Raw genomic sequence first — 20340 nt, 5'->3', positions numbered from 1 at the left:
TCACGCCGTGCGGCCGGCGCGCCGTCAGTGCTCGCCGGCGGGGATGGTGCCGAGCCGGCCGGCCTGGAAGTCCTCGAAGGCCTGGGCAAGTTCGGCGTGGGTGTTCATCACGAACGGGCCGTAATGCATCATCGGCTCGCGGATCGGCAGCCCGCCCAGCAGCACCACCTCGAAGTTCGGGCTGCGCGACTCCTGGGACTCGTCCGCCCGGATCGTGATCGAGTCTCCGGCACCGAACACGACCGCCTGCCCCATACGGAACGGGCGCCCCTCCGCACCGGCCGAGCCGCGCCCGGCCAGGGCATAAGCAAGGGCGTTGAAGTCCTTGCGCCAGGGCAGGGTCAGCTCGGCCCCCGGGTTCACCGTCACATGCATCATCGTGATCGGCGTGTGCGTGATGCCCGGGCCCTGGTGACCATCGAGATCACCGGCGATCAGCCGCAGCAGCGCGCCGCCGTCGGCCGAGGTCAGCAGCTTGACGTTGCCGCCACCGATGTCCTGGTAGCGAGGGGCCATCATCTTGTCGCTCTTCGGCAGGTTCACCCACAGCTGGAGGCCGTGGAAGAGACCGCCGGACAGGACGAGCGACTCCGGCGGCGCCTCGATGTGCAGCAGCCCCGAACCGGCCGTCATCCACTGGGTGTCGCCGTCATTGATGACGCCGCCGCCCCCGTGCGAGTCACGGTGCACGAAGGTGCCGTCGATCAGATACGTCACGGTCTCGAAGCCGCGGTGCGGGTGCCAGGGCGTGCCCTTGGGCTCCCCGGGCGCGTACTCCACCTCGCCCATCTGATCCATCATGATGAACGGGTCGAGGTGCTTGTAGTCGATGCCGGCGAACGCCCGGCGCACCGGAAAGCCCTCGCCCTCGAATCCACTCGGAGCGGTGGCAACGGCCAGCGCGGGACGGGCGTGCGCCGCAACGGGCGCCGCCACACGCGGCAGGGTCAGCGGGTTCTCTACGGTCACTGCGGGCATCAGTGCCTCCTCGGTCACGCCCAACTTAGTTGAATAGTGAACAACTGGCAAGGGGCGCGGTATTCCCGCCTGCATATGTGCAGGTCAAAGGGGGTACGAGAAGGTCCCGGCGCGCGGGCCGGGGACGGGCCGAGACGGACCGGCACACGACCCGGCACACGACCCGGCACACGACCGAGGGGCCGGCCCCCTCTCGGGACCGACCCCTCACCCACCAAAGACGGCCGGGACCTTTCCGCCCCGGCCGCCGTACAGCCGCTATCCGTACATCCGCCGCATCGCGAAGTCGACCATCTGCTCCACGGCCTTCGCATCGAAGACCATCCGGTGGTCGCCCTCCATGTCGAGGACGAAGCCGTAGCCGGTCGGCAGCAGGTCGAGGACCTCGGCGCCGGTGATCACGAAGTACTTGGACTCCTTGCCCGCGTACCGCCGCAGCTCCTTGAGCGAGGTGAACATCGGGATCACCGGCTGCTGGGTGTTGTGCAGCGCCAGGAAGCCGGGGTTGTCACCGCGCGGGCAGTAGATCTTCGACGTGGAGAAGATGCCCTGGAAGTCCTCGGCCGACGTCGAGCCGGTGGTGAAGGCGCGCACCGCATCGGCCAGGGAGGGCGGGGACGGCTCGGGGTAGAGCGGCTGCTCGCCGTAACCCCCGGGGGCCGGTTGCTGCGGCGGGGGCGGCGCACCGTACTGCTGCTGCCCGGCACCCGCGTTCTGGTCGTAGCCGTACATGCGGCACAGCGTACTGAGTCGGCGGCGCACCGGGGGACGCTCGTCACAGATGCGCCGAAGGGGTTGATTCTTATTACCCGCGGGTAGCATCATTTAGCTACTAGCTGGTATTGCGTCTGAGGTCCCTCCCTTGGGGCCCTCTCCCGAACCCTTTACGGAGCCGTACCCATGGGCCACTACAAGTCGAATCTCCGCGACATCGAGTTCAACCTCTTCGAGGTCCTCGGCCGCGACAGCGTGTACGGCACCGGACCGTTCGCGGAGATGGATGTCGACACCGCCAAGAGCGTGCTGTCCGAGATCGCCCGGCTGTCCGAGAACGAGCTGGCCGAGTCCTTCGCCGACACCGACCGCAACCCCCCGGTCTTCGACCCGGACACCAACACCGCGCCGGTGCCGGACACCTTCAAGAAGAGCTACCAGGCCTTCATGGACGCCGAGTGGTGGCGTCTGGGCATCCCGGAGGAGCTCGGCGGCACCACCGCGCCCCGCTCCCTCCTCTGGGGCTTCGCCGAGACGATCCTGGGCGCCAACCCGGCCGTGTGGATGTACGCGTCCGGCCCCGCCTTCGCCGGCGTGCTCTTCGACGAGGGCACCGAGGAGCAGCACCGCATAGCCCAGCTGATGGTGGACAAGCAGTGGGGCTCCACCATGGTGCTCACCGAGCCGGACGCCGGTTCGGACGTCGGCGCCGGCCGCACCAAGGCCGTGCAGCAGGCGGACGGCTCCTGGCACATCGAGGGCGTCAAGCGCTTCATCACCTCCGGTGAGCACGACATGTCCGAGAACATCGTGCACTTCGTCCTCGCCCGTCCCGAGGGCGCCGGTCCGGGCACCAAGGGCCTGTCGCTGTTCATCGTGCCGAAGTACGACTTCGACTGGGAGACCGGCGAGCTGGGTGAGCGCAACGGCGCCTACGCCACCAACGTCGAGCACAAGATGGGCCTGAAGGCCTCCAACACCTGCGAGATGACCTTCGGCGCCAACCACCCGGCCAAGGGCTGGCTGCTCGGCGAGAAGCACGACGGCATCCGCCAGATGTTCAAGATCATCGAGTTCGCGCGGATGATGGTCGGCACGAAGGCCATCGCCACCCTTTCCACCGGCTACCTCAACGCGCTGGAGTACGCCAAGGAGCGGGTGCAGGGCCCGGACCTGGCCGCCTTCACCGACAAGACCGCGCCGCGCGTCACCATCACCCACCACCCCGACGTGCGCCGCTCGCTGATGACGCAGAAGGCGTACACCGAGGGCATGCGCGCCCTGGTGCTCTACACCGCCTCGGTCCAGGACGAGATCCTCATCAAGGAGGCCGCGGGCGAGGACGCGAGCGCCGCGACCCGCCTCAACGACCTGCTCCTGCCGATCGTCAAGGGCTACGGCTCGGAGCGGTCCTACGAGCAGCTTGCCCAGTCCCTGCAGATCTTCGGCGGCTCCGGCTACCTGCAGGAGTACCCGATCGAGCAGTACATCCGGGACGCCAAGATCGACACCCTCTACGAGGGCACCACCGCGATCCAGGGCCAGGACTTCTTCTTCCGGAAGATCGTCCGCGACCAGGGCCAGGCGCTCACCGCCCTGTCCGAGGAGATCAAGCAGTTCCTCGCCGACAACACCGGCGGCGAGGAGCTGGCCGAGGCCCGCGGCGAGCTGGCCAAGGCCGCTGCCGACCTGGAGGCGATCGTCGGCACCATGCTGACCGACCTCGCGGCGACCGAGAAGGACGTCAAGTCCATCTACAAGGTCGGGCTGAACACCACCCGCGTGCTCATGGCCTCCGGCGATGTCGTCATCGGCTACCTGCTGCTCAAGGGTGCGGCCGTGGCCGCCGAGAAGCTGGCCGGCGCCTCGGCGAAGGCTGTGTCTCCCAAGGATGTGCCCTTCTACACCGGCAAGGTCGCCGCGGCGAAGTTCTTCGCGCACAACATCCTGCCGGGCGTCGGCGTCCAGCGCGGTCTGGCCGAGAGCGTCGACCAGTCGCTGATGGAGCTCGACGAGGCCGCGTTCTAGGAACGCCATCCGCAGCCCGCTGCGGCCTTCTTACGGGATTCTCAGACTGACCGTCCAGACTGGCGTGGCCCGCCTCTCTTCCCCCGGAGAGGCGGGCTTCGTCCTGTCCGGCCTCCTGGCCGGCCGCAGCCCGCCGCCGTACCGCCGGTAAGCCGCTCGTCTACCCGGCGAGCGGGAGGTAAACGCGGAATTCTTCATTCCAGTGCAGATCCGGCTCCGAACCGCAGAAATCGTGGCCGGAAGGGAACGGAGTCACAAGGCATGCGCACGAGGAATGCGGGGTCCGGCTCCTTATGCTGAATCCATGACCAACTCCGCCCGCTTCGATCGCGGCCATACCGACGACCTGATGTCCTTCCTCGCCACCAGTCCGTCGCCCTACCACGCGGTGGCGAATGCGGCGGAGCGGCTGGAGAAGGCGGGTTTCCACCAGGTCGCCGAGGTCGACGAATGGGACGGTACGAGCGGCGGGAAGTATGTGCTGCGCGGCGGAGCGATCATCGCCTGGTACGTGCCCGAGGGTGTGAGCCCGTCGACTCCGTACCGAATTGTCGGGGCTCACACCGACTCTCCCAATCTGCGGGTCAAACCGATTCCGGACACCGGTGCGCGCGGCTGGCGGCAGATCGCCGTCGAGATCTACGGCGGCACGCTGCTCAATACCTGGCTCGACCGCGATCTGGGGCTCAGCGGGCGGGTGACGCTGGCGGACGGCAGCCACCGGCTCGTCCATGTCGACCGGGCGCTGCTGCGGGTGCCGCAGCTGGCCGTGCACCTCGACCGCTCGGTGAATGCCGACGGCCTCAAGCTCGACAAGCAGCGCCACATGACGCCGATCTGGGGCCTGGGTGAGGTGGCCGAGGGCGATCTGATCACCTTCGTCGCCGAGGAGACCGGCATCCCGGCCGGCGACATCAAGGGCTGGGACCTGATGGTGCACAGCATCGAGGCACCCTCCTACCTGGGACGCGACCAGGAGCTGCTGGCCGGTCCGCGGATGGACAACCTGCTGTCCGTGCACGCCGGTACGGCCGCGCTCGCCGCCGTGGCGACCGGTGGGCGCGAGCTGCCCGGCATTCCGGTGCTGGCCGCCTTCGACCACGAGGAGAACGGCAGCCAGTCCGACACCGGCGCGGACGGCCCGCTGCTCGGCACGGTGCTGGAGCGCTCGGTCTTCGCCCGCGGCGGTTCCTACGAGGACCGGGCCCGGGCCTTCGCCGGCACCCTGTGCCTGTCGTCCGACACCGGGCACGCCGTGCACCCCAACTACAGCGAGCGGCATGAGCCAGGGCACCACCCGATGCCCAACGGCGGACCGATCCTCAAGGTCAACGTCAATCAGCGCTATGCGACGGACGGCAGCGGACGGGCCGTCTTCGCGGCGGCCTGCGAGCGGGCCGGTGTGCCGTGGCAGAGCTTCGTGTCCAACAACTCGATGCCGTGCGGGACCACCATCGGGCCGATCACCGCGGCCCGGCACGGCATCGCGACGGTCGACATCGGTGTGGCGATCCTGTCCATGCACTCGGCGCGTGAGCTGTGCGGTGCCGAGGACCCGTACCTGCTGGCGAACGCCCTGACGGCCTTCCTGGAGGGCTGAGTTGGACTTCTCGCTGCTCGGCCCGATCGCCGTGACGACCGGCTCCGCGGAGCTGTCGCTCGGGCCCGCCAAACGGCGCAGTGTGCTCGCGCTGCTGTTGCTGCAACCCAACACCACTGTTCCCCTGGAGCAGTTGATCGACTCCCTGTGGGAGGACGAGCCGCCGGAGCATGCCCGCACGGTCGTCCAGGGCCATGTCTCGCGGCTGCGCGCCACGCTCGCCGAGGGCGGTGCGGAGGCGTACGGCATCGAGCTGGCCACGCACGGCTCCGCCTATCTGCTGCGGCTGCCGGAGGAGCTGATCGACGCCCACCGGTTCGGTGAGCTGGTGACCCTGGCGCGGCCCGAGGCGGCGCCGGCCGATGCCGTACCGCTGCTGCGCGAGGCGCTGGGACTGTGGCGGGGCCCCGCACTGACCGGCACGGTCACCAGCCCGCCCTTCGCGGCCGCCGCGCATGCGCTGGAGGAGCGCCGGCTGACGGCCGTGGAGGCGCTCGGGCGGGCGTACGGCGCGCTCGGCGAGCACGAGCAGGCGGCCGCGATCCTGTACTCCGCGGCCGTCAACCACCCCTTGCGGGAAGGCCTGATCGCCGGGCTGATGCGGGCGCTGTTCCGTACGGGACGGCAGTCCGATGCGCTGGAGTGGTTCCACCGCACCCGTCGGCTGCTCAACGAGGAGCTGGGCGTCGACCCCGGCGAGCGGCTGCGCGGCGCATACGAGGAGATCCTGCGGGCGGAGGCGGCCGGGCAGGGGCGGAAGGCCGCGGCCAAGCCCTCGGGCGCTTCCGGCGGGGAGCCCGCCGGAGGGCCGCGTGGCGGCCCGGCGCCTCCCGCCACGGGCGAGCCGCAGCTGCCTGCCCAGGGGGGCACCGGTGCGGCGCCGCACAGCGGAGCTGCCCCACCGGCAAAGACCGGTCCGAGGGCGGGCACGACGGGCGGATCCGGCCCCGCGCGGGCCGGTGCGCCCCGGCTGCTGCCCCGACCGCCGGCCCGCTTCCTGGGCCGGGAGCACCAACTCACCTCCCTGACCAGCGCCTTGACGGACCGTACGACCGGCGAGAGCCCGCTCGCGGTGGTGGCGGGGCCGGCCGGTGTCGGCAAGACGGCCTGCGCCGTGCAGTGGGCGCATCTGCACGCCGGGGCCTTCCCCGACGGCCAGCTCTTCGCCGATCTGCGCGGCTTCGGCGAGGGCGACGAGGCGCCGCCGGCCGAGATCCTGCGCGACTTCCTGCTGGCGCTGGGCACCCCGCCGGAGCGGGTGCCCGGCTCCGCGCAGGCCGCCTCGGCGCTGTTCCGCTCGCTGGTCGCAGAGCGCCGGCTGCTGGTCGTCCTCGACAATGCGCGCAGTTCGGCGCAGGTCCGGCCGCTGCTGCCCGGCGGTCCGCACTGCGCCACGGTCGTCACCAGCCGGAGCCGTCTCGACGGTCTGGTCGCCACCGACTGCGCCCGGCCGGTCGGCCTCCAGGCGCTCGGCCATGAGGAGGGCGCGGCGCTGCTCGGCGCGATGCTCGGCCCGGAGCGGGTCGCCGAGGACCCGGCCGCCGCACGGGAGTTGGTCGATCTGTGCGACGGGCTGCCGCTGGCGCTGCGGGCCGCGGCCGCCCAGCTGACCGCCCGGCCGCGCTGGCGGCTGGCCCGGCTGGCCGCGGCGCTGCACGACGAACGGCGGCGGCTGGCGCTGCTGTCGGCGGAGGACACAGGGGTCGCGGCGGCGCTGCGGATGTCCGTCGCACGGCTGTCGGCGGATGACGCCCGGCTGCTCAGCGCACTCGCAACGACCTCGGACGGGCACCTCAACGCCTCGGCCGCGGCGGCGCTCGCCGGGTACGACCAGGAGCGCACCCAGGACGCTCTGGATCGCCTCGCGGAGATGCACCTGGTGGACGAAGAGGCCACCGACGTCTACACCATCAGCACGCTGACGCAGTTGTTCGCACGGGACGAGCACGGCGAGAGCGGGGAAGCGGGCAGGAGCAGTACGGGTGACGGGGGGAGCGACGGGCGCTGATGAGCCGTTCCCGCGTCCGCCCCGCGCGGGAACGTTAGGCGCACGTTAGTGGCACGGCAGTGGCGGGCGGCAGTCTGGTGATCAGGCCGCAGGGGAGACCTCAGGCCGGACCGCAGGGCGTACCGCAGACGCGGTGCGGGCCACCTGAACCCGGGGGAGACCGACATGCCGCGCAGCCACATACGCTCCGAGCCCGTCCTCGAGACCGGCGCCCGGGCCGGTACCGGCGGCCCTGCCACGGGACGGACCGTCCGCCGCCGTACGCTGCGGATCGCCGCGGCCGGGCTGACCGCCGTCGCCGCGCTCACCCTCACCGCCTGCGGCGGCCAGGACAACCCGCTCCAGACCAGCGCCGCCAAGCCGTTCCACCCGCAGTCCCAGCAGGCCGGCGCCCCGGTGTCCGGAGACGGTGGTGCTGCCGCGCCGGGCGGCCTGCAGACCGACGGCGGACGGGCGGAGCAGACGTTCGCGGGGCACGGGGGCACCGGCAGCGGCGCGGAGGCCGGGACGGACGGCATCACGGTCGGCACCCGCAGTGCGGGCGGGAACGGCGACGCCACCGTCCGGCACACCGCCTGCGGCGCCGCGAAGGTCCGCATCGTCGCCAAGCTGCTGACCCGTCCGGTCAACCATCTGCTGCTGGCAGCCACCAACACCTCCGGCGCCCCCTGCGACCTGCACTTCGCCCCCGACCTCCGCTTCGACGACGCACAGTCGCCGCTGCCCGAGCTGTCGGCCAGCAAGCCGCCGGCCGTGGTCACGCTCGCCCCCGGCGAGACCGGCTACGCGGGCGTGCTGACCTCGTCCGCCGCCGGCTCCGGCCGCCACGGCCGCACCACGACCTCCCTCTCCGTCGGCCTCCCCGGACGCGACGGCAAGGGCAGCATCGGCGGCTCGGCGGCCGTGGCGCTCCCCGGCGGCGCGGCGTACGTCGACGACAGCGCGTGGGTGACGTACTGGCAGTCGGACGTGCGCGAGGCAACGGCCTGGTGAGCCGCCGTTGACCACCATTGATGAGCCGCCGTCGAGGAACCACCCTCCGGTGAGCCGTCCCTGAACCAGGGCGCCCGCATCCCCCAGCGGGCGCCCTTCCTGTGCCTGCCCTTCCGTCATGTCTCGACCGGGGCCGACACCATCCCGGATTCGTTACGCCGTCGCAGGACACCCATGCCCAAGAGCCCGGGACACCTCAGCAGTTGAAGAACCTCCGGGCCCGGAATCCCAGGCGGCGTCCCGGCGTTTCACGTGAAACGCCACCGCCGATCCGGTCCGGGTCGTGGCACGAGGGGCACTTCCGCCGCAGGGGAGCGGAAGTGCCCCTCTCTTCTCGGCCGCGGTCACGCCGGTAGCGCCAGGCCCTGCGCTCTTCCCTTCCCGCCGGAACATCCCGCGGAGCCGTCCCGCCCTGTCCCACCCTTGGCGACGTCTTAGCAGGTCACCGGGGTGGGATCCCAGGAGGACGTCACTTGCCCGGAGACCGTTGGGGCAGGCCGGGGCGGCCGGGCACGGTGGTGTGGCGCCGACGGACCACGGGGGACCCAACGGGGGGACCGTCCGCCGGCCGTGACGGAAAGGACTCACCGTGATGTCACGCAAGCGCATCGCCCTCGCAGCCGCCGGCCTGGCCCTGGCGGGCAGCCTTGCCGCCGTACCGGCCGCGACCGCCGCACCGGCCTCCCCGTCGGCACCGTCCGTCGGGAACGTGGGAACCACAGCCAACCACTGCTCCGGCTGGAAGGAGATCCACATCACCGGCGGCGCCGCCAAGTACATGGAGTGCACGAGGAAGGTCAACGGCAAGTCCTACGCCTCCGGCGCCTTTTACCTGTGGGACACCAAGCGCGACGGCAAAGCCGTCCAGGCGTACGCGGAGACCGACTACAACCACTGGTACGGCGACGACGTGACCTGGGAGCACTTCTACGGCTGGGGCAATGACACCCACGGCAGCCCGAAGATCATCACTGGCTGGCACCGAGGCAACGACTTCGGCCTGAGGATCTATCTCAGGTAACGGCCGCGGCCCTGGCGACCAGCGGTACCGCTCACCATGGTTCCGCTGGTCGCCAAGGCCGGGCGTCTCGCTGTCCAGTGGCGAAGCCCGTTGTGCCGCACGCACTCCGCCCGGTCCGCGCGCCCCGCTGATCTTCACCCCCTCTTCGAGGCCTTTTCACACCCTCGGCGTCCCATCTGCCCTGCTATGGCGGCAGATCGCCCGGGCGGCCGGCGAACCGGCCCTGGCGCATCCCCCGGCAGTGGATATCGTGGCCGTGCCATGACAGACGCGCCTCGCTGACACCGCAGCAAACCACGGGGGAACCACCCATGACCGCACGCCGCTCCCGCCACCGCTCCGCCGCGTATGCCGCACTGGCGCTCGGACTGGCCGGATCGCTCGCGCTGACCGGCTGCAACAGCCACTCGTCGAAGAAGTCGAAGTCGAAGAAGTCGTATTCCTCGTCCTCGTCGTCTTCCAAGAACAAGAAGCGCAGGATCATCGGTAGCGGTGCGGCCGCGGCGGGAGCGGGGACGGCGGCATCGCGGCGGGTGCCCGACTGCTTCCCGAGCACGTACAAGGTCACGTTCTCCCAGCAGAGCGGCCCCGACAGCCACGTCACGGTGAAGTTCAAGAACACCACCAGCCGCGACTGCAAGCTGTACAACGCCCCGCTGCTGCGCTTCAACAACGCCAAGAGCCCGCTGCCGCTGCTGCAGGGCACGCCCGGTCACCTCGACGGCACCCGCCTCACCGTGCCCGCCCACGGCTACGCCTACGCGGTCATCCCCACCAACACCGCGGCCACCAAGGGCACCGAGCAGAAGTCGGTGGCCATCGACTTCATGGGCATCTCGGCGAGCTCCGTCACCCACGGCCCGGTCACCGTCAGCTTCGCGGAGAAGCGACTGCACCTCTCCGTCGGCAAGACCAAGGTCACCAACTGGACGTCGAGCATCCACGGGGCTCAACTGGCAGCCGGCGTCGGGAAGTAGCCCGGCACCACAGCGACCGGCAGAGCGCCCGGGCCCGTCCACCGGGCCCGGGCGGCCTTGCCTCTACTCCGCGTCCAGCCCCGCGAGGACCAGCCCCAGCCGGGCCGCCCCGCCCTCGCCGATCTCGACCGGAACGCCCCAGTCCTGCTGGTGCACATGGCAGGCGGGGTACTCGATGTCCGGGGCGTCGTCGCAGGACGCGGCCATCGCCGAGACATGCAGCACCCCCTCGGTCACGCCGTCCGCGAGCACCAGGTCACGGGCGAGGTCGGTGCCCGCCCCCGCGCCCTCGGCGAGCAGCTCCGGCGGGGTCGCGCTGACCAACAGCCGCGTGGACGGGCCGTAGCGGGTGTCGAGCTTCTGGCCCGCGGGAGCCTGGAAGACCACTTCCAACCGCAGTGCGCCCGGGGCGACCAGGGTGGCCGCGCGCTGGGTGTGGTGCGCCACCGCCTCGACGCGGACCGCCTCCTCGGGCAGCCGCAGCCGGGTCAGCCGGTGCCGGGCCGACTCCACGACCACGATGTCGTCGTCGACGAGCACCGCGGCGGACGGCTCGCGCAGATCCGTCGCCAGCGTCGTCACCTCACCGCTCGCGGGGTCGAAGCGGCGCAGCGCGTGGTTGTAGGTGTCCGCGATGGCCACCGAGCCGTCGGGCAGCGCGGTCACGCCCAGCGGGTGCTGGAGCAGCGCCTGGCCGGCGGCGCCGTCGCGGTGCCCGAAGTCGAAGAGGCCGGTGCCGACGGCGGTACGGACGACATAGCCGTCGCCCGTCCCGGCGGGCTCCACCCAGCGGACCGCGCTGGTCTCGGAGTCGGCCAGCCACAGCCGCTCGCCGGCCGCCGCGAGCCCGGACGGCTGGGCGAACCAGGCCTCGGCGGCCGGGCCGTCCACCAGACCCTCGTTGGTGGTGCCGGCCGCCACCTCGACCGTGCCGGTGGCCGGGTCGTAGGTCCACAGCTGGTGCACACCGGCCATCGCGATCCACAGCCGGTCCTGCCACCAGGCGAGGTCCCACGGCGAGGAGAGCGCCACCTCACGCGCCGGGCCCGAGGTCGGCGAGCCCTGCCACCACTGCGTGCCGGTGCCTGCCACCGTCTCCAGCGCACCGCTCTCGGGGTCGAAGACCCGGATGGCGTGGTTGACCGTGTCCGCCACGGCCACCGTGCCGTCGGGCAGCAGCGCCAGTCCCTGCGGCTCGTTGAAGGAGTCGGGGGTCAGCCCGCGCTCCCCGGAGCCGATCCGGCGCAGCACCTGCTCGCCGTCCGCCGCCAGCTCCACCAGCTGATGGCGCGTGGTGTCCGAGACCAGGAAGCTGCCGTGCGGCAGCCGGACCGCCTTGCCGGGGAAGCGCAGATCGGTGGCGACCGGCTCCGGCGGTACGTAGGGGCCATCGCCGCGGCGCAGCGTGCCCTTCGCCGTGTGCTCGGCCTCCAGCTCCTCGACCAGCTTCTCGATCGCGTGCGCATGGCCCTCGCCGGCGTGCTGGGCGACGACATAGCCCTCGGGGTCGATCACCACGAGTGTCGGCCAGGCCCTGACCGCGTACTGCTTCCACGTGGCGAGCTCGGGGTCATCGAGGACCGGGTGCTCCACGCCATAGCGCTCCACGGCGTCCACGACCGCCTGGTGCTCGGCCTCGTGCACGAACTTCGGGGAGTGCACACCGACGATCACGACCGTGTCGCGGTGGCGCTCCTCCAGCGCACGCAGCTCGTCCAGGACATGCAGACAGTTCACACAGCAAAAGGTCCAGAAATCCAGGACGACAATGCGTCCGCGCAGGTCGGAGAGGGTCAGATCCTTGTTGCCGGTGTTCAGCCAGCCGCCCTTGCCGATCAGCTCGGGGGCGCGGACGCGTGCACGGGAAGCCATGTGGACATTCAACGTCACTCCGGTGCGTGCACATTCCGCAGGTCCCGGGGGGAACACGTCACCCATGCTGCAATCTCCCGGGGAGCCGGCCCCGCACTCGCGTAAGTACCTGGTCCGTGACCGCATTTTCGGCATCGGTGACGACTACTGGATCGAGGACGAGCACGGGCGGCACGCCTTCCTCGTGGACGGGAAGGCGCTGCGGCTGCGGGAAACCTTCGAGCTGAAGGACCCGGAGCGGCGGGTGCTGATCACCATCCGCAAGAAGATGCTCAGCCTGCGCGACACGATGACCATCGAGCGGGACGACAAGGCGCTGGCCACGATCAGGCGCAAGCGGCTCTCGCTGCTGCGCAACCACTATCGCGTCGAGCTGGTGGACGGCACCGAACTGGATGTCAGCGGAAAGATCCTCGACCGGGAGTTCGCGGTCGAGTACGAGGGGGAGCTGCTCGCCGAGATCTCACGGCGCTGGCTGACCGTGCGCGACACCTATGCGGTCAACGTCGTGCGGGAGGATGCGGATCCGGCGCTGCTCATCGCCGTCGCGGTCTGCGTGATCCGGCTGGCGGAGCGGGAGCACGGCGAGGACTGAGAAGCGGGCGTTCCGCCCCCGCGCCGCACCCCTCTGCGGCCGGGAGACATCGGCCTACGATGGTCACCCGAAAGCACTGCCGGGGTGCCCGTGCGCAGCGTAACTTAACTGCACAGACAGCAGCCCGCGTACGAACCGTCCGAGGGGTCCCGTGACCGTCCATCCCAGCCTTCAGTCCTCCATCGATGCCTGGACTCACTCCATAGAAGCGATAACCGAGCTGGTGACTCCGCTCGTCGAGGGCGAGTGGAGCAGGGCGACGGGCCTGCCAGGATGGTCCGTGCGCGATGTCGTCTCCCATGTCATCGGCCTGGAATGCGAAATGCTGGGCGACCCGCGGCCGATCCACACACTGCCGCGCGACCTCTACCACGTACGCAGCGAGTCGGCGCGGCGTATGGAGGTGCAGGTCGACGTCCGCCGGCACCACACCGCGCCGGAGATGCTCAGCGAGCTCGAATACACCGTCATCCGCCGCTCCCGGCAGCTGCGCAACGAGTCCCGTCAGCCGGACGCCGTGGTGCACAGCCCGCTCGGTGAGGACCGTTCGCTGGAATTCGTGCTACAGCAGCGGGCGTTCGATGTCTGGGTGCATGAGCAGGACCTGCGCCGGGCCCTCGGCAAGCCCGGCAACCTCGACTCCCCCGGCGCGCATGTGACGCGCGATCTGCTGGTGAAGACACTGCCCGGCATCGTCGCCAAGAGGGCCCAGGCACCGGCCGATGCGGCGGTGGTCTTCGACGTCAGCGGACCGCTGGAGTTCCTGCGCACGGTGCGTATCGACGCCGAGGGCAACGCCACGATCGACGGCAGCGTCTCCCTCGGCCCGACGGTGACGTTCGCCCTGGACTGGGACACCTTCCACCAGCTGGCGTGTGGCCGGGTCCGTGCGGCGGCCATCGCCGAGCAGGTCAAGATCGACGGCGACCGTGAGCTGGCCGAGGCGATCCTGGACAACTTCGCCGTCACGCCGTAGCGACGACGGGCCGGGTACAAGACCGGCCGACATCCTCACCCCCGCCCGGTCGGCGAACGGGGAGTGGGTCCCGGAGTGAGCCGTTTCACGTGAAACTGCGATGTCCGTTTCACGTGAAACGGGCCCGCCCGACGGCCAGTTGGCCGCCCGGCGTCACGCCGGAACGTGCACCGCCTCCACCCGGCTGACCACCAGCCGTTCGCGCTCGCGTCGTACCGCCCGCCGGCGCAGCCGCAGCATCTGCGAGACACCGAGCGCCTCCACGACGAAGATCGAGGCAAAGGCGATCCGGTAGTTGTCGCCGGTGGCGTCCAGCAGGACCCCGATGGCGAACAGGGTCGTCATCGAGGCGGTGAAGCCGCCCATATTGACGATGCCGGAGGCGGTGCCCAGACGCTCGGGCGGATTGGCGGGGCGCGCGAAGTCAAAGCCGATCATCGAGGCGGGACCGCAGGCACCCAGCACCGCGCACAGCACGATCAGCAGCCCCATCGGCGCATGAGCGCCCGGCCAGCACAGGACGATCGCCCACATCAGCGCCGTGGCGAGGACCGTGCCCAGAGCCAATGGCGTACGGGCCGCGTGGTGGCGGGCGATGACCTGTCCGTAGATCAGGCCCACCGCCATGTTGGACACCACCACCAGGGTGAGCAGTTCGCCGGCGGTGCCACGGGACAGCCCCTGTGCCTCGACGAGGAACGGCAGGCCCCAGAGCAGCAGGAACACCATCGCGGGGAACTGGGTGGTGAAGTGCACCCACATGCCCAGCCGGGTGCCGGGCTCACGCCAGGACTCCACGATCTGCCGGCGGACGAACCCCGGGCCGGTGTGCTGCGCGGAAGGGGGCGGCGGGGCGAAGCCCTCGGGGTGGTCCTTGAGGAAGAGCAGCAGCACGATCAGCACGACGATGCCGCCGGCGGCGCTGGCGACGAAGGTCGGGGTCCAGCCGAAGCTGTGCAGAAACCGGGCGAGCACGAGGGTCGAGACCAGGTTGCCCGCCATACCGACCAGCGCGGCGATCTGCGCGATCATCGGGCCGCGGCGGGCCGGGAACCACCGGGAGCCCAGCCGCAGCACGCTGATGAACGTCATTGCGTCCCCGCAGCCGAGCAGCGCACGGGAGCCGAGCGCCATGCCGTACGACGAGGAGAGCGCAAAGCCGAACTGGCCGACGGTGTAGAGCACCACGCCGAGGGTCAGCACCTTCTTGGGCCCGAGCCGGTCGACCAGCAGGCCGACGGGGATCTGCATGCCCGCATACACCAGCAGCTGCAGGAGGGAGAAGGTCGACAGCGCCGAGGCGTTGATGTGGAAGCGCTCGGCGGCGTCCAGGCCGGCCACCCCGAGGCTGGTGCGGTAGGTGATGGCGACGAAGTAGACCGCGACACCGATGCCCCAGACGGCCATCGCCTTGGGGCCGCCGGGCGGGTCGGTGGGCAGCAGCCGGGGGCAGCCGCCGCCTATGCCGGAGCTGCCGCCGCCGTCCGTACGTCCCGGGCCGGCGCTCACCGCGTCTCGCCCTGCGCGAGGTGACGGACCCAGCTGACATGGCGCTGCACGACGTCGGTCGCGGCGTCCGCGTCCCCGGCCCGCAGGGCTTCGAGGATCTCCGCATGCTCGGCGATGTTCTTGGCGATCCGGTCCGGGTGGGCATGCATCACCGCGACCCCCATCCGCAGCTGGCGGTCGCGCAGTTGGTCGTAGAGACGGTCCAGGATCTGATTGCCGGCGCTGCGCACGATGGCGGCGTGGAAGGCGCGGTCGGTGACGGAGACGGCGGCCAGGTCGCCGGACGCCGCCTGCTCCCGCATCGTCTCCAGCAGCTCGGTCAGCTCACCGAGCAGCGCCTCGGTCGCGGGCACCGCCTTGGCCGCGGCGTGCTTCTCGACCAGCAGCCGGGTCTCTACGACATCGGCGATCTCCTGGGCGGAGACCGGCAGCACCAGCGCGCCCTTCTTCGGGTAGAGCTTGATCAGCCCCTCGACCTCCAGCCGCAGCAGCGCCTCCCGCACCGGCGTCCGTGACACCCCCACGGCCTCGGCCAGCTCGCCCTCGGTGAGCAGCATCCCGCCCTCGTAGCGGCGGTCCAGGACGGCGTCCTTGATATGCGCATAGACCCGCTCGGCGGCGGGCGGCTGTCTGGTGGCGGACTCCCGGGCAGGGGCGGTGGGTGTGGATGCGGAGGACATGCGCACAGGATAGATACAACAGGTATACGTGCGATACCTCGGTCCGCGATACGGACACGATCGGCCCTAAATGCCCTGGTACGAGCGTTATTTGCGCCGAGGTGGCCGGCAAACCGGCGGCTGCCCGCCGGGAGGGGCCTCCCGCTCCCCCCGGCGGGCCCGGGGCCGGCCTGGCGGCGGCCCGGAGCCGACTGAGGACCGACCTCAGGCGGATGTCGGGTCCACCTAAAGACTGACAAGAGTCCGTACCTGCCGCGTACGGAGCGGCGCGCATTCCATGGGTGAATAGAGGAGGAGCCGGGGAGGCTCCGACAGCCAAGGGGAGTGGACCATGCAGCCCAGGACGAACGCCGGCCGCCGCACGCGGAACACCGTCGTCGTGGCATTGATCGTGGCCGGCCTGTGGGCCGGCATCGCCCTGACCCGCGGTGCCGCGCGCGCCGACGACTCCGGCCAGGACGGCCCGGTGGGACACTTCAGCCGCGCGGTGCAGCTCATCCGCGGCTGACCACCATCCCGTACCGCTCGCTACACCGCCCGCGGCTCACCTCGATAGGTACCGAACGACCAGCGGTTGCCCTCGGGATCGCGGGCGCCGAAGCCCCGTGAGCCGTAGTCGGTGACGGTCAGCTCATCGGTGATCTCCGCGCCGGCCGCTGTGGCGCGGGCGTACAGCTCGTCGGGCCGGTCGGTGACGACATAGGCCCCGAAGGTTCCCGGCTGCAGCGGCCAGCGATCCTCCTTCCCGTCCCGGACGGAGCCGAGCATGATGCCGCCGCCTTCCGGCCAGGAGAGCTGGGCGTGCTCGACATGCCCGCCCTCCCCGGGGATGACCACGGTCTCCTCGAAACCGAACGCATCGACCAGGAACCGGATCAGCGCACGCGCATCGCGGGCCCGCAGCGTCGGCCATACCTGGGGTGCGGGTGTGGTGTCGGACATGATCGCCGGACCTCCTGGATCGGGTGGGCGACCCCCGGTGGGCCGCTGACCTCAGCCTTCCTCGAACGCTTCCCCCGGGGCTTGGACGTTTCGGAACTCCTCGGCGAGCCATTGACTGGGCGGACAGCCGGCCAGCGTCCGGAACTCCCGGGCCAGATGGGCCTGGTCGAAGTAGCCGCAGCGGATGGCCAGATCGGCCAGCAGCGGTGGGGTGCCCCGGCCGGCGGCGGCACCGAGCAGCCGGCGGGCCCGGTCGAACCGGAGGACCCGGCCAGCGGTCTTGGGCGTGAGACCGGTCTCCTGCCGGAAGCGCGCGGTCAGATGACGGGTGCTCCAGCCGACCTCGGCGGCGAGCGTCGCCACCGGTGCGGCACCCCCTGACCACGCCAGCAGACGCCAGGCACGGACGACCTCGGGAGCCGGCCCGGAACGGCCCGCCTCCGGGGTCAGCCGGCCCAGCAGATACGCGTCCAGCAGCGCGAACCGCTCCGGCCAGCTGCGAGCCGCCCGCAGCCGCTCACCCACCTCCACGCCCTGCCGTCCGAGGACCGCTTCCGCGGGAAGGTCGATGTCCGCCAGCTCGCCGGCCGGCAGTCCCAGCAGCGCGCGGGCGCCCAGCGGGTGCAGGCCGAGCTGGATGCCGGACTGACGGCCCTCGTGGGTGATCAGCGCAGGGCGGGTGTGCAGACCGCCCAGGAGGGCGCCGTAGGTGCCCGGTGCCTGCGCCGGATCGGGGTGGCCGGCCAGCGTGAGCGGCTCATCGAGGGTGAAGATCAGGGTCAGCCGGGGCGAGGGGAGCCCACGGTGCCGGCCCGGCGGCAGTCCGGCCTGCCGGTACCCGGCGTACCCGCTGACGTACGGCCGGAGCGGGGGCGCGGGGACCGCGAGCGGACGTTCGTCCACGGGGCCGGGGCGGGTGCAGGGCGTTTCACGTGAAACGCCGCCCCGCACCGCCCGGCTCCGCACCCCGGGTCATCCCCAGGTGATCAGCCGCTTGGGCCGTTCCAGCACCGCCGCGACATCCGCGAGCAGCTTGGAGCCCAGCTCACCGTCGATGAGGCGGTGGTCGAAGGACAGCGCGAGGGTGGTGACCTGACGCGCCTTCACCTTGCCCTTGTGGACCCACGGCTGGAGCTTGACCGCGCCGAAGGCGAGGATCGCCGACTCCCCCGGGTTGAGGATCGGCGTACCGGTGTCGACGCCGAAGACGCCGACGTTGGTGATGGTGACCGTGCCGCCGGACATCGCCGCCGGAGAGGTCTTGCCCTCACGCGCGGTGGCGATCAGCTCGCCCAGGTCCGCGGCGAGTTGGGGGAGCGTCTTGGACCCGGCGTCCTTGATGTTCGGGACGATCAGCCCGCGCGGGGTGGCCGCCGCGATCCCGAGGTTGACGTAGTCCTTGTAGACGATCTCCTGGTTCGCCTCGTCCCAGGCCGCATTGACCTCCGGATGGCGCCGGAGGGCGACCAGGAAGGCCTTGGCGACGAGCAGCAGCGGGTTGACCCGCAGCCCCGCCATGTCCGGGTCCTGCTTGAGCTCCTGGACGAGCTTCATCGTGCGGGTCACATCGACGGTGATGAACTCCGTGACGTGCGGCGCGGTGAAGGCGCTGGCGACCATCGCCTGCGCGGTGGCCTTGCGTACGCCCTTGACCGGTACCCGCCGCTCGCGTGCGGCGGTGTCGACGGTGCCGGTGTCTGCCGGGGCCGCGGCCACCGGCGCCGGGGCACCGGCCGGGGCCGCCGCCGCTGCCGGGGCGGCCGCCGCATGCACATCCTCGCGGGTGATGATGCCGTCCGGCCCGGTCGGGGCGATCGTCGCCAGGTCGATGCCGAGGTCCTTGGCGAGCTTGCGCACCGGCGGCTTGGCCAGCGGACGGCCGGCGGGCGCGGCAGCCACGGGGGCGGCAGGCGCGGCGGGCACGGGCACCGGGGTGATCATCGGCGTGGGCGTGGCCCGCCCGTTCAGCTCCGCCTGGAGCGCGGCGCTCGCGGACTCCGGCTGGGCCGGCACCGCGGGCTGCGGCTTGCGGGCCCGGCGCTTGGTCGAGGACGGCGCGGCACCGTAGCCGACCAGCACCGCCTGCCGGCCCTGCGGCTCGGCCTCCTCCTCGGCGGACGGGGCGGCTTCCTGCGGCGCGCTTGGCGCCGGCGCCGCGGCGGGCCCGGCTCCGGGGTCGGTGTCCACCGAGATGATGACCGTGCCGACATCGACGGTGACGCCCTCGCCGAAGTTCAGCTCGTGCACCACCCCGTCGTAGGGAATGGGCAGTTCGACGGCGGCCTTGGCGGTCTCGACCTCACAGACGACCTGGCCGTCGGTGACGGTGTCGCCCGGCTGGACGTACCACTTGAGGATCTCTGCCTCGGTGAGCCCCTCGCCCACGTCGGGCATCTTGAACTCGCGGAAGCGCTGAGCGCGGGCAGGACTTGCAGTCATGGTCACGAACTCTCCTCAAACCCTCAGTACGCCAACGCACGGTCAACGGCGTCGAGCACCCGGTCCAGCCCCGGAAGGTACTCGTCCTCCAGACGGGAGGGCGGGTACGGGGAGTGGAAACCGCCGACCCGCAGGACCGGAGCCTCCAGGTGGTAGAAACACCGCTCGGTGATCCGGGCGGCGATCTCGGCACCTGCGCCGAAGAAGACCGGGGCCTCGTGGACGACGACCAGCCGGCCGGTCTTCTGCACCGACGACTGCACGGTGTCGAAGTCGATCGGGGAGAGCGAGCGCAGGTCGACGACCTCGACCGACTTGCCCTCCTCGGCCGCGACCTTGGCGACGTCCAGGCAGACCTTCACCATCGGGCCGTAGGCGGCCAGCGTGAGGTCGGAACCGTTCTGGGCGACCCGGGCCTTGTGCAGCGGGTCCGGGATCGACTCGGTGTCCAGCCGCGACTTGTCGTGGTAGCGGCGCTTGGGCTCGAAGTAGATGACCGGGTCGTCGCCCGCGATGGCCTGCTGGAGCATCCAGTAGGCATCGGAGGAGTTCGAGGGGGTGACGATCTTGAGGCCCGCGACATGCGCGAACAGCGCCTCGGGGGACTCGGAGTGGTGCTCGACCGCGCCGATGCCGCCCGCGTACGGGATGCGGATGACGACCGGCACCTTGACCTTGCCCAGCGCGCGGGCGTGCATCTTCGCGAGCTGGGTGACGATCTGGTCGTAGGCGGGGAAGACGAAGCCGTCGAACTGGATCTCGACGACCGGGCGATAGCCACGCAGTGCCATGCCGATCGCGGTGCCGACGATGCCGGACTCGGCGAGCGGGGTGTCGATCACCCGGTCCTCGCCGAAGTCCTTCTGCAGGCCGTCGGTGACGCGGAAGACGCCGCCGAGCTTGCCGACGTCCTCGCCCATGACGAGGACCTTGGGGTCGGCCTCCATGGAGGCGCGGAGCGATTCGTTGATCGCCTTGGCGATGGTGATCTTCTCGAAGACGGCCATG

18 protein-coding genes are annotated in these 20340 nt (G+C 71.1%); 9 read left to right on the top strand and 9 right to left on the bottom strand.

Annotation, left to right across the window (positions count from 1 at the left end; genetic code table 11):
- Window positions 1-24: 24 nt before the first annotated feature.
- Complete coding sequence (locus tag CPH93_RS17420) at window positions 25-978, bottom strand: pirin family protein (protein WP_096213386.1); 954 nt, start codon at window positions 976-978, stop codon at window positions 25-27.
- 258 nt (window positions 979-1236) lie between these two features.
- On the bottom strand, window positions 1237-1710 hold the full coding sequence (locus tag CPH93_RS17415; protein ID WP_006604511.1) for an SseB family protein: 474 nt from the start codon (window positions 1708-1710) through the stop codon (window positions 1237-1239).
- Between the two features lie 168 nt (window positions 1711-1878).
- On the opposite strand from CPH93_RS17415, the gene CPH93_RS17410 reads away from it, so the two are divergent.
- From CPH93_RS17410 to CPH93_RS17385, 6 genes are all read left to right on the top strand, one after another.
- A complete protein-coding gene (locus tag CPH93_RS17410; RefSeq protein WP_093484094.1) occupies window positions 1879-3720 on the top strand; it encodes an acyl-CoA dehydrogenase in 1842 nt (613 codons plus the stop codon).
- Between the two features lie 304 nt (window positions 3721-4024).
- Entirely contained in the window at window positions 4025-5320 is a 1296-nt protein-coding gene (locus CPH93_RS17405; RefSeq protein ID WP_093484095.1) for a M18 family aminopeptidase, read from the top strand.
- A gap of 1 nt (window position 5321) precedes the next feature.
- Window positions 5322-7328: an AfsR/SARP family transcriptional regulator gene (locus CPH93_RS17400; RefSeq protein ID WP_096213385.1), complete on the top strand. Its 2007-nt coding sequence runs from the start codon at window positions 5322-5324 to the stop codon at window positions 7326-7328.
- A 165-nt stretch (window positions 7329-7493) separates the two neighbouring features.
- Window positions 7494-8321, top strand: a complete 828-nt coding sequence (locus CPH93_RS17395; RefSeq protein WP_096213384.1) for a DUF4232 domain-containing protein — start codon at window positions 7494-7496, stop codon at window positions 8319-8321.
- A gap of 592 nt (window positions 8322-8913) precedes the next feature.
- Window positions 8914-9342: a hypothetical protein gene (locus CPH93_RS17390; RefSeq protein ID WP_096213383.1), complete on the top strand. Its 429-nt coding sequence runs from the start codon at window positions 8914-8916 to the stop codon at window positions 9340-9342.
- Window positions 9343-9653: 311 nt separating this feature from the next.
- Window positions 9654-10319 (top strand): DUF4232 domain-containing protein, encoded by a 666-nt coding sequence (locus CPH93_RS17385; RefSeq protein WP_096213382.1) that lies wholly within the window; start codon window positions 9654-9656, stop codon window positions 10317-10319.
- Window positions 10320-10382: 63 nt separating this feature from the next.
- Here the strand turns inward: CPH93_RS17385 and CPH93_RS17380 are convergent, their stop codons facing one another.
- A complete protein-coding gene (locus CPH93_RS17380) occupies window positions 10383-12191 on the bottom strand; it encodes an NHL domain-containing thioredoxin family protein (protein WP_096213381.1) in 1809 nt (602 codons plus the stop codon).
- Window positions 12192-12255: 64 nt separating this feature from the next.
- Here CPH93_RS17380 and CPH93_RS17375 point away from each other — a divergent pair, with 64 nt between their 5' ends.
- A complete protein-coding gene (locus tag CPH93_RS17375) occupies window positions 12256-12786 on the top strand; it encodes an LURP-one-related/scramblase family protein (protein WP_096213380.1) in 531 nt (176 codons plus the stop codon).
- A gap of 151 nt (window positions 12787-12937) precedes the next feature.
- Entirely contained in the window at window positions 12938-13762 is an 825-nt protein-coding gene (locus CPH93_RS17370; RefSeq protein WP_093484102.1) for a maleylpyruvate isomerase family mycothiol-dependent enzyme, read from the top strand.
- A 153-nt stretch (window positions 13763-13915) separates the two neighbouring features.
- On the opposite strand, the gene CPH93_RS17365 is transcribed toward CPH93_RS17370, so the two are convergent.
- Both CPH93_RS17365 and CPH93_RS17360 read right to left on the bottom strand, forming a co-directional pair.
- Window positions 13916-15169 (bottom strand): MFS transporter, encoded by a 1254-nt coding sequence (locus CPH93_RS17365; RefSeq protein ID WP_096215483.1) that lies wholly within the window; start codon window positions 15167-15169, stop codon window positions 13916-13918.
- 98 nt (window positions 15170-15267) lie between these two features.
- Complete coding sequence (locus tag CPH93_RS17360; RefSeq protein ID WP_173909832.1) at window positions 15268-15951, bottom strand: GntR family transcriptional regulator; 684 nt, start codon at window positions 15949-15951, stop codon at window positions 15268-15270.
- Window positions 15952-16282: 331 nt separating this feature from the next.
- On the opposite strand from CPH93_RS17360, the gene CPH93_RS36200 reads away from it, so the two are divergent.
- Entirely contained in the window at window positions 16283-16459 is a 177-nt protein-coding gene (locus CPH93_RS36200) for a hypothetical protein (protein WP_167551454.1), read from the top strand.
- A 20-nt stretch (window positions 16460-16479) separates the two neighbouring features.
- Here the strand turns inward: CPH93_RS36200 and CPH93_RS17355 are convergent, their stop codons facing one another.
- From CPH93_RS17355 to CPH93_RS17340, 4 genes are all read right to left on the bottom strand, one after another.
- Window positions 16480-16893, bottom strand: coding sequence for a VOC family protein (locus CPH93_RS17355; protein WP_096213378.1), 414 nt, complete (start codon window positions 16891-16893; stop codon window positions 16480-16482).
- A 51-nt stretch (window positions 16894-16944) separates the two neighbouring features.
- Entirely contained in the window at window positions 16945-17796 is an 852-nt protein-coding gene (locus tag CPH93_RS17350; RefSeq protein WP_096213377.1) for an AraC family transcriptional regulator, read from the bottom strand.
- Window positions 17797-17865: 69 nt separating this feature from the next.
- Complete coding sequence (locus CPH93_RS17345; protein ID WP_096215482.1) at window positions 17866-19332, bottom strand: dihydrolipoamide acetyltransferase family protein; 1467 nt, start codon at window positions 19330-19332, stop codon at window positions 17866-17868.
- A gap of 23 nt (window positions 19333-19355) precedes the next feature.
- Window positions 19356-20339, bottom strand: coding sequence for an alpha-ketoacid dehydrogenase subunit beta (locus CPH93_RS17340; protein WP_093484107.1), 984 nt, complete (start codon window positions 20337-20339; stop codon window positions 19356-19358).
- Window position 20340: the final 1 nt, after the last annotated feature.

It is taken from the genome of Streptomyces sp. 2323.1 (assembly GCF_900221035.1).
Taxonomy (GTDB): domain Bacteria; phylum Actinomycetota; class Actinomycetes; order Streptomycetales; family Streptomycetaceae; genus Streptomyces; species Streptomyces sioyaensis.
This window is presented reverse-complemented; position numbering and strand designations above follow the sequence as displayed.